The organism is Stenotrophomonas sp. HMWF003 (assembly GCF_003061285.1).
GTDB classification, from domain to species: domain Bacteria; phylum Pseudomonadota; class Gammaproteobacteria; order Xanthomonadales; family Xanthomonadaceae; genus Stenotrophomonas; species Stenotrophomonas maltophilia_AP.
The window spans coordinates 421-10,725 of sequence record NZ_QAIW01000453.1 but is presented as its reverse complement, the minus strand read 5'-3'; the positions used below and the strand labels follow the sequence as shown (position 1 = coordinate 10,725).

The window sequence follows — 10,305 nt, the reverse complement described above, 5'->3', positions numbered from 1 at the left end:
GCATCGTTCCGGTGGGCGGAGCTGCGGGGTCGCGGGCAGGCGGCGGGGTGGCGTCACCGGCCTGCCGGCGCAGCAGGCGCAGTTTGTCCAGGCTCAGGCTCACTGCGGCACCACCTCGGCATACGCGGGGTCTGCGTCCGCGGCGGGCAGCGCCTGCGCATCGAACAGGTCCAGCACCTTCATCGCCAGCGCCCGGGGCGTGGTGGCATCGTCTTCCTGCCCGGCCAGCACCGGGCCCACGCAGGCCGGGCAGCCGGCCTTGCAGTCGCAGCGCTGCACCAGCTCGCGCGCGCGCTGCAGCAGTTCGGCCTGGCGCAGCCACAGCGGTTCGCTCAGGCCCACGCCACCGGGGAAGTTGTCGTACAGGTACACGGTGGGCACGAACTGTTGCTGCAGTTCGATCGCGCTGGCGTCGAACTCGGCGCCACGCAGCTGGCCACGGCCGCTCTGGTCGGCCACCGCGAACCACGCGCCGTCGCCGTTGCCCACCGCTTTTTGCAGGTCGCGCGCGTCGGCCATCACCGCTACGGTGGCCACGATGTGCAGCGCATACGCCGCGCCCAGGAAGCCATCCAGCGCTTCCTGCTTGCTCTCGAACGCGGTCAGCAGCAACGCCTGCGGCAGCTGCCACCACACCGCGGTGGTGTGCAGTTCCTGGTCGGGCAGGTTGACCGGGCCGTAGCCGATGTTTTCGTGGGTGTAATAGCGAATCTTCTTGTAGCCGGCCACGCGCCGCACCACGTGCACTTCCCCGTGGTGGGCGTCGCCCTGCCCGGCCAGACAGCCGTCGAAACGGTCCAGCACCTTGAGCTTGGTGAAGTCGATGCTGTCGGTGTAGTAGTCCACGTGGGTGCGGGTGACGTAGGCCTTGCGGCCGTCCCAGTCCAGCCGCTCCACCTGGTACGGCGTGGACTGCACCATGTGGATGGCGCCTTCGTACAGGGTGAGTGCGGCGGCCGAATAATCCACCTCGGCGATGATCTGCTGCTTGCCGTCGCTGCGGTCCACCACCACGAAGTTGCCGTCGGCCACCGAGCGCAGGCTCACCGCGTTGGCCGGGTAGCTGTCGGCGATCCACTCCCAGCGGTCGCCTTCGCGGTGGATCACCTCGGTTTCGGCCAGCGCCTCCAGGAACACCAGCGGGTCGATCGGCCCGAACGGGTCGCCGGCCAGGAACGGCAGTTCGAAGGCGGCGCAGCGGATGTGGTCGAACAGGATCAGCGGCTGGTCCGGGGCGATGCGCGCGTGTTCGGGCGAGGCATCGGCGAAGAAATCCGGATGCCGCACCACGTACTGGTCCAGCGGCTGCGAGCTGGCCACCATCACGCCCAGCGCAGGCTGCTGGCGGCGCCCGGCGCGGCCGAAGCGCTGCCAGGTGGCCGCCACGCTGCCGGGGTAGCCGTTGAGCACCACCACGTCCAGGCTGCCGATATCCACGCCCAGCTCCAGCGCCGAGGTGCTGACGATGCCGTCGATCAGGCCTGCACGCATGGCGCGTTCGGTTTCGCGGCGCTCGGTGGGCAGGTAGCCGCCGCGGTAGGCGCGGATGCGCGCGGGCTTGCGCGGATCGTGATCGAAGATGTCCTTGAGGTACTTGGTGAGCACTTCGACCATCAGCCGGCTCTGCGCGAAGATCAGTGTCTTCAACCCGGACTTGATCGCGATGCGGGCGATGCGGTTGCTCTGCGAGCGCGCGGAGGCGCGCAGGCCCAGGTCGGCGTTGACCACCGGCGGGTTCCACAGCAGCACGTGCTTGGGGCCGCTGGGCGCGCCGGATTCGGTGATGGCCGTGACCGGCGCTTCGATCAGCGCCTGCGCATGCGCCTGCGGGTTGCCGATGGTGGCCGAGCACAGGATGAACTGCGGCTCCACCCCGTAGAACGCGCAGATGCGCTTGAGCCGGCGCAGCACGTTGGTGACATGGCTGCCGAACACGCCGCGGTAGGTGTGCACTTCATCGATGACCACATAACGCAGGTTCTCGAAGAACTGCGCCCACTTGGTGTGATGCGGCAGGATCGCCTGGTGCAGCATGTCCGGGTTGGAGACCACGATGTCGCCGTGCAGACGGATCGCCTGGCGTGCATCGCCGGGGGTGTCGCCGTCGAAGGTGAAGGCCTTCACCCCCAGGTCGCCGGCGCGGTTGAGTTCCAGCAGTTCGGCCACCTGGTCCTGGGCCAGCGCCTTGGTCGGGAACAGGTACAGCGCCTTGGCCTTGCCCTGCATGGCCGCACTCACCACCGGCAGGGTGTAGCACAGCGACTTGCCGCTGGCGGTGGGGGTGACGATGGCCACGTGCTCGCCGCGCTGGGTGGCGTCCCACGCGTCGGCCTGATGGCTGTACAGCTGCTCGATGCCGCGCGCCTTCAGGGCGGCGGTGAGCGCGGCCGGCACATCGGCCGGGATCGGCGCGTAGCGCCCTTCGCGGCCGGGGAGGGTGAAGCTGCCGGTGATGCGGTCGGCGTAGCGCTGCTGCAGGCGCGCGGTGAGCAGCGCGCCGTTGCGCGAGGGCAGCCCGTCGGTGGTGGACAGGCGGCGCTCGGCATCTTCGGTGCGCTTGGCGAGTTCGTAGGCCATGGGAACAACGGTCTGCAAAGGACGCCATGGAACCACAGCGGCGTCTCAATGTTTGAGACACGCCGGACGCGCGGGTGAATCATTCAGTGCGATGGCCGCCCAACGAAATCTGAAGGCGGCATCCGTATCCTTGGCCAGACACGCAACGGACCAGGATGGGCAGCTGTGGCACGTGTGGGATATCAAGCAGCAGCGTTGGCTGGCATGATGCTGGCCGCGCGGGTACAGGCCCAGCAGCCACCGGCACCCGAGCCGGATCCGCAGCCGCCGGTGGCGCCGGTCGCCGCCACAGGCGACGTCACCACGCTGGGCGAAGTCCGTGCGATCAAGCCCGATGAAGACGTGCCGCTGGATCTGTACCGGTTCAAGAGCCCGGTGCAGGCCGAAAACAACCGTTTCAGCCGCGACTGGCGCGAGCCGCCGAGCCCCGAGCAGGTCGGCATCAGCGGCGGCTACGTGATGATGGGGATCGTCTACGGCATCGTCAAAACCGCCCAGGGCATCAACAAGATCACCGGCGGGCCGGACCAGATCCAGTCGGCCATCGCCCGCCCGCCGCCGCAGCTGAGCGAGCAGCAGCAACGGCGGGCGCTGCAGTTCTGCGATCCGCAGCAGGGCTGCGTGGCGCCGCCGCAGAAGTGAGCGGCTATTCTGTCGCCCCTTTCCAGCCTGGCGCTGCCATGTCCCTGCGTTGCCTGTTCCTGCTTGCCGCCGTGCTTCCCGTCACTGCCCTGGCCAGCAGCGCCGACAACGGCAGCTGCCGCAACGGCGCCTTTCCGGCCGAGCAGAGCACCTTCGCGCTGGCCAGGGTGATCGGTGCACCGCGCCTGTACCTGCTCGGCGACCTGGACGGCTGCCCGGCCAAGGGCGAACCGGCGTGCCGCCAGCGCAGCTACGTGGTACCCGGCGATACGGTGATCACCGGACGCGACCTGGGCAGCCATCGCTGCGCGTTCTTCCCCAACAACGCGGGCGGTAGTGCGGGCTGGGTGGCCAGCACGCGCCTGCAGCCGCAGCCGCTGCCCGCGCCGACCCTGCAGGCATGGGCCGGCCACTGGCGCGATGGCGATGACCAGCTGGTCATCGACGTGCGTGGCGGCCAGTTGTACGTGGAGGGCGATGCCTACTGGCCGTCGGCCAATCCCACCCCGGAGGTGCGCCCGTACGGGCCGAACATGGGCCAGGTGGAAGCGCTGGCCGTGCCGACGGGCGACACGGTGGTGTTCCAGGACACCACCTGCACGCTGCGCGCCCAGCTGCTGGGCGACTACCTGATCGTGGCCGACAACAGCGAATGCGGCGGCATGAACGTGCGCTTCAACGGGGTGTACCGGCGCACCCCGCCGCGGTAACGCCGGACACAGCCCGGCGCGACGCTGGTGGGCCGGGCCAGCACGCGGACACCACGTGCGTCAGGCCGGCAGCCCCGGTACCGGGCGGGCCTGCATGTCCGCGTCCAGCGCGCGGCGGCGCGTCCGCGCCCGGGCCACCGCCCGGCACAGCAGCGCGGCCTGGCCCAGTGCCAGCACAATGGCCAGCAGCAGGGCCAGTGTGTTGGCAGCGGCGGCCACGATGCGGCCCTGGTCAGCGTCCGTATCCACCTCCAGGCGCAGCCCGGCGGCGTCTTCGTGGCGGCCCACCACCAGGCCGTCCACGGTGAACCGCACCGGCGTGGCCATGGTTGTCATCGCCTGCTCCCAGCGATCCAGTACCGATGCGGCACGCACGTCGGCTGCGTCGAGACGTGCCGCGTTGGTATCGCCACGCAGGTCGTGCGGGGTGGCCAGTACCACGCCGCCCTGCTGCAGCGACAGCAGCTGCGGGGCGAGCGTCTGCAGCTGCCGCGCGATGGCGGTGCCGGCATGGCCACGGGTAATGTCCTGCAGCGCGCTCAACTGGTGCGATGGCATCAGCATGCCGTCGTTGCCTTCCTCGACGGCACGGCGCAGTTCGCGGGCCAGCAGTGGCCAGCTGTCCAGGGCGAGCTCCCGGCCGTCCACGTCTGCCGTGGCGGCAAGCTCGTCCACGATCTCGCGCTTCAGCGCGTCGCAGTCCTCCAGGCCGGCGGCGCACGCCTGTTCGACGACCTCCACCAGGTTGCCCATGCCGCTCACGATCTTGCCGCCGCCATGGCGGGCCGACAGTGCGGCCTGTGCGTAAGGATCGGCGCCGGCCTGCTGCAACATGAGCAGGCGCAGCATGGCCGACGTGTTGTCTTCGCGGGCACTGACATAGTCGCCACGGTACAGCGACAGCAGCGCGGCGGGCATCTGCAGCCCGGGCAACGTCACCGGCGTGCCGCCCCAACGCACGCGGCTGCAGTCGGGCAGCACGACGGCCGTATCGAGGTCCTGCAGGGAGGTGAGGGCGAGTTCGCATTGGCCTTCGCCACGCAGTTTGACCCGGTCGCCACCGCGTGGCGGGCGCTGCGCCAGCATGGCCGGCGTCGCATCGCTGCGGGTTTCTCCGCCACGCAGTCCCTGCCATGCCAGGGCCATGTCGTCGGTGACGCCGTTGCTGCTGAGCAGCGCCGCGAAGGTTGCCAGCAGCCCGACCGTGAGCAGCACCACGTGATGTCCCCAGCGCACCTCCGGGAAGCGGCGTGCTTCGTCCACCTGTGACCACGGGGTGCCCATCGCCAGCACTTCGCCGCTGGTGGCCAGGATCTCCACCTCCACCGGCTGCCCCAGCGGCAGCCGGCCGGCGCGCTGCCAGTGCGCCGGCACCTGCACCTGCAACGCATCGCCCAGGAAGTAGTGGTGGGTGCGCAGCGCCGCATTGGTCGGATTGGGCAGGTCCACCAGGCGCAAGGGCCCGTGCACGCGGTTCACCGCGCGCGGCTGCATCGACGTGGACAGGGAGGGGCGGCGCCATTGCCACCACACCGCTCCGCCGGCAATCCCCAGGGCCGCCAGCAGCAGCGGCACGCGTGCACCGCCGAGATCGGCATGGGCCACTACAAGCATCAGGACGAACGCGAGCACCCAGAGGCCGGCCATCTTCCACACGCGCGAGCGGGGCTGGCGGAGTGCCGCTTCCTCGGCGGTTTCCATACGCCGTTCCAGCACCACCACGGGCGTTTCAGCGGCGTGCGGCAGCGGCCGTCCGTTCGTGGCGTCAGCGTCCGTCTGGCCGGGCAGGGGAGGCGGCAGGTCATCCTCGGCGTGGGCGTTTGCCTGCTGCAGGGTGCGGGCACGCCCGTCCACCACGCTGAACCCGTTGAGCCGCACCACAATGGCCTGTTTGGCGCACAGCACCACCTCGGCATCGTTGTCGTCGTCGTGCAGGAACGCCAGCGCGTCGTAGGGCAACACCACCTCCACATCGCCCAGCGTGTCGTGCAGGGTTTCGGCGCCGTTGACCTCGATGCCGTGGCGGCTGAAGCGTCCACGCAGCGCCCGTACCTCCGGCGCCCAGCTCAGTCCGCTGGCCACGCGTAGCGGTTCCAGCGCCCGTGCTTCGTCGGGCGTCAAGGTGCGCAGCACGGGGGCCTCGCGCAGCCGCGCCAGCGCACCGTGATTGTCGCTGCGCCGCGACTTGTAGGAGAGGAAGCTGAAAAGGGCCAGCCCCAGCAGCACCAGTTTCAGGATGATCCAGAAGGTCATCGCGTTGCCTCCGCACGTGGGCGGTTGGGCCGGGACGGATCGGGCAGGTAACGCGTGCGACCGGCGCACGACATCATGTCGTTCATGGCTCCCTCCATTGGAGCGGCGTGTGGCGGGCGCTAGTCTGCCGCGCGCGGCCTGCCAGGGCAAATGGCAGGCCCGCGCTGCCTGCGTGACGCCGCGCGCGGTGCAGCGGGGACTTCACGCTGTGTCGCATGTTGGGGACGCACCAGCGAGGCGGCCGTGCACTGGTGCGGCCTCGGGAATACCGGGCACCGGTGCGATGGGGTCTGTTCGGCATCGTGCTGTTCAAGTGACGCGATTGACGCGTGGTGCGCAGCGCGCTGCTTCCATGGCAGCGCGGCCATGGCGTCTGCGGTGGCATCACCGTGCGCTTCAACAGCGTCCACCGGCGCAGGTCGGCGGCAGGGTGAGCGCGCGCCTGAACGCCTAACCGGTGGGGGCCGGCCCGCGGCGGCGTTCCAGCCACCACAGCAGGCCCGCCACCAGCACGAAGGCCAGCAACCAGGGCCAGCGCGGTCCCGGCACCGCGCGAGCGGCCTTCGCGCCGGCGCTGCCGGCGGTCGCGACGCGGAGCGCGGTGGCATCGCGGGTCTGCTGGCGATGCATCGCCTGCGCGTGCGCCGGGTCGAACACGTAGAACGCCTGGGTGCGCGTGCCGATCTGCAGGTGGTGCCAACCTGCCTGCTGCGGCCAGTAGCCGGCACAGCGATCGCCCGCGGTATCCGGATCGATGTGCAGCACCACCGTGGCGCCTTGCGGGCTGCGTACCGTGGTGCCATCGGCCAGCGCGCACAGCGCGATGCGTTCGCCGGCCCATGGCGTGGCACTGCCCACGCGCACAGAGGCCGGAACCGCCAGCGGGCGCGCCAGGGTGGCCACCACGCTGCTCCACAGCTCGGCATGACGATCGTCGCGGCCGGCCAGTACCAGACGGTAACTGTCGGTAACGGGCAGCAGCGCGAGGCGACCGCGGCCGACGTCGCGCCAGCCGCCCAGCGCGGCACCGCCGGCATCGTGGAGCAGCGGCGTGGCAGCCAAGGCGCGCAGGTTGAACTGCTCCAGCGCAGGCAACGGGGCGTTGTGCGAGGTGCTGTCGGCCTCGTCGATGGCGGCGGTGGGTGCGCTGGCCGCGCGCTGCGGCCCACGCCGGGCCTGCAGCAGCGCAGGATCCGGATCGGCGGCCAGGCGCAGCGGCAGACTCTGATTGCCGCCGCTTGTCGCCAGGCCCCAGCTACGCAGTGTCTGCCGCGTGCCATCCGTAAGCGGGCCGCTGCTGCGCACCAGTACCCCGAGGCCGTCGCGCAGCGCCTGCTGCACGGCCGCGCGCTGGGCCGGGGAAAGCGCAGCCACGCTGCGCTCATCGAGGATCAGAACATCGGTCGCGGCCAGGCGCGCGGCGGTCAGGGCCACCGGTGCGTCGCCGAGCATCACCCCGGCGCCCGCGCTGGCCTGGGCGTGCAGCTCCAGGCCGGTATCGGTCGCCCAGCGACGCAGGTATTTCAGCTCCGGCGTGGGGGCGCCGGCCACCACCAGCACCCGCACGCCGGGGGCGTCGTCGGTCTGCAACGGCACGGGCACGGTATCCACTACGTGCCTGTCGGCGTCGAGCAGACGCAGGCTGAATTCACTGCGGCCGCTGGCACGCGCAACGCCGTCCAGCGCAACGCTGCCATCGCGGCCGGGCACGGCGCGGTCCACGACGCTGCCGGCCGGATCGAGCAGTTCGGCGCGCGCAGCGGTCACGCCCTGCGCGCGCGCCCGCACCGTGAACGGCGCGCCGGGCACGGTGATGGCCGGTGGCTGCAATGCCACCCAGCCGCGCGGCGCGGCCGCCGGCTGCAGCGTGACCTCCGCAGGCAGCGCGGTGTCGCGGTCACGCGCGGCCAGCCCATCACCCCGCAGTACCAGGGCCTGCGTGCCGGGATGCTGGCGCAATGCAGTGGCCAGGTCGGGCGCGATGCGGGCACCGCTGCGCGAGGGCGCTTCCGGCAGTGCCATCACGGTGCCGTCGGCGGCTGTGTTCGATGCGGTCGTTGCGTGGCCGGTCAGGACGGTCAGGTGCTGGGCGGCGATGTGCACCGGTGGCGGCAACAGGGTGAAGTACAGCAGCGCGGCCGCGCCTAGCTGCAGCACCAACAGCGCGAGGATGCGCGCGGTAGTGCGTGTGCCGCTGCGACGCTGCTGCAGCAGCGTGCGGACGCTGCCGATCAGCACGATGGCCAGCAGTGCCGACGCGATCCAGGCGGCGTCATTCATCGCGTGGCCTCCAGGGCATCCAGGTAGGCCTGGCCCATGCGATCGGGCGGCGTGCGCCGCGACACCTGTGGCGTGGGCCGCGACAACGCCCGCCACAGACGCGCGCGCAGTACCGCACGGCACGCGCCACAGTCCGGCGCGACCCGCAGCTCTTCGATGGCCGCGGCCAGGCTGAGCGGATCGGGCAGGCGGCTGTCGTTGCGCTGCAGCCACTGCGCGATGGCGTCCAGGTCGGGCGTGCTGGCCGGGTCGGCAAGCTGTTGCCAGGCGCTCACGATGGCCGGCTCCGGTGCGGGCACCGCGGCGATGGGCAGGGTGCGGCTGGCCAGGTCCGTGCGGTCGCCGCTGAGCCGGCGGCTTTCATCGATGGGCGGCAGCTCCGGGCCTACCCGTGCCAGGTAGATGCGCTCGGCCTGCTTCACCTGCTTGATGAAGGCCAGGGCCTTGTTGGCGTACGGCAGCGCAGCCTCGGGCCGGCCCTGGCGCAGTTCGCCTTCGGACGACCACATCTGGTCCAGTGCGGCTTTCAGCGTGGCGCGGGTCTGCGGGTCGAGCAGGGTGGCTGCTTCGGCGTGGTCGTGGGTGTGGCCGTACTCGGACAGCACGTCGGTGGCGCTGCCGAACACCGGCGCTGCTTCCGCCGTGGCGGCCGCATGGTCATGGCCGTCATGGCCGGCCTGTGCGTGTTCGTTGGTGTCGGTCTGCGCATGGGCGTGGTCATCGGTGGCGTCGTGCGCGTCGGCCGTCGGGGTGTCGCTGGTGGGCAGTGCGTCGCTGGTCGGCGGCGGCTTGGCGCCGCCTTCGCTTTCCTCGCCCAGGAACTGGCCGTAGCGCAGGCGCAGGATGCGCTGGTCCACGCCGATGGCGTCGGCGCGCTTGATGAATTCTTCGGCAGGCAGCTGGTGACGCAGTTTGATCAGTGCCTCGGCGTCGATGATGATCTGGCGCTGGCTACGGAAGTAGGCGGGCAACGTTTTCTTGACCATGCCTTCCAGTTCCGCGCCCTGCACCTGCTCCACGCTGGGCAGGCGCAGGATCACGCTGGTGCTCTGCGCGGTCTGTGGCGTGGGTGCACGGTTGTCGCGCACCTGCAGTTGGGCGATCACATCGTTGCCCGGCTCGGCACCCAGCGCGGCCAGGTCCAGCGTGCGCGCGAAGCGGCGCAGCGTTGGCGTGCCGCTGCCGGCCAGGGTGAGGGTCTGTTCGCGGAAGGTGATGTTCTCGCCGCTGCCCTGGGCCAGGGTGATCTTGAGCTGGGCATCGGCGGCCACGCCGTGGTCGTCGCTGGCCTCGAACTGCAGCGCCCACTGCCGCTGCCCGGGCGCGCCCAGCACCAGCGTGCGGTCCGGGGCGAGCACGCGCACGCGGGGCGGCTGGTCGGGCTGCACATCCAGGCGGTACAGACGTTGCCCTGACAGCGCCGGCACGGTGACCACGCGGTACAGCGCGGGGCGGTCGGCGGTCCACGTGCCGGTCCAGCTGTCGCCCTCGCGACGCAGGGCGACACGGCGGCCATCATGGAACTGCAGCACGGCCTCGCTGGGGTGCGCGCTGAAGCGCAGGGACCACTGCAGGGCACTGCCCTGGGCGACCTTTGCATCCAGCGTGCTCTGCACCCGCGCTGCCTGCCCGGTGTATGCCGGGGCGTTGATCGCCAGCCGGCTGGACTGCAGGCGGGGCGGTTGTGCGGGCGTGGCACGCGGGGCGCTGGCTGGCGATGGCAGGGCCGTGCCACCGCTGCTGCGCGGCCATCCCAGTGCCAGCGCGATCACCACCAGGGCACCCAGCCAGGCCACCAGCAGGGCACGACGCGGCCACGCCGCCCGCAGGTCGGGCGTTCGTG

At 71.1% G+C, this 10,305-nt stretch carries 6 protein-coding genes; 2 read left to right on the top strand and 4 right to left on the bottom strand.

What is annotated here, in order from left to right; all coding sequences use genetic code 11:
* Positions 1-99: 99 nt before the first annotated feature.
* Complete coding sequence (locus DBR34_RS20100) at positions 100-2,577, bottom strand: DEAD/DEAH box helicase (protein WP_128098093.1); 2,478 nt, start codon at positions 2,575-2,577, stop codon at positions 100-102.
* Between the two features lie 204 nt (positions 2,578-2,781).
* On the opposite strand from DBR34_RS20100, the gene DBR34_RS20095 reads away from it, so the two are divergent.
* Together DBR34_RS20095 and DBR34_RS20090 are read left to right on the top strand one after the other, a co-directional pair.
* On the top strand, positions 2,782-3,219 hold the full coding sequence (locus DBR34_RS20095; protein WP_128098096.1) for a hypothetical protein: 438 nt from the start codon (positions 2,782-2,784) through the stop codon (positions 3,217-3,219).
* 38 nt (positions 3,220-3,257) lie between these two features.
* The gene (locus DBR34_RS20090; RefSeq protein WP_128098092.1) at positions 3,258-3,929 is read left to right on the top strand and encodes a hypothetical protein; all 672 of its coding nucleotides are present in this window, start codon (positions 3,258-3,260) and stop codon (positions 3,927-3,929) included.
* Between the two features lie 60 nt (positions 3,930-3,989).
* Here DBR34_RS20090 and DBR34_RS20085 read toward each other — a convergent pair whose 3' ends face one another.
* The 3 genes from DBR34_RS20085 to DBR34_RS20075 form a co-directional block, all read right to left on the bottom strand.
* Positions 3,990-6,182, bottom strand: coding sequence for an IgaA/UmoB family intracellular growth attenuator (locus DBR34_RS20085; protein WP_128098091.1), 2,193 nt, complete (start codon positions 6,180-6,182; stop codon positions 3,990-3,992).
* Between the two features lie 450 nt (positions 6,183-6,632).
* On the bottom strand, positions 6,633-8,462 hold the full coding sequence (locus DBR34_RS20080) for a hypothetical protein (protein WP_128098090.1): 1,830 nt from the start codon (positions 8,460-8,462) through the stop codon (positions 6,633-6,635).
* On the bottom strand, positions 8,459-10,305 hold a 1,847-nt coding region (locus DBR34_RS20075), incomplete at its 5' end, for a hypothetical protein (protein ID WP_258224194.1). The genes DBR34_RS20075 and DBR34_RS20080, both read right to left, overlap by 4 nt.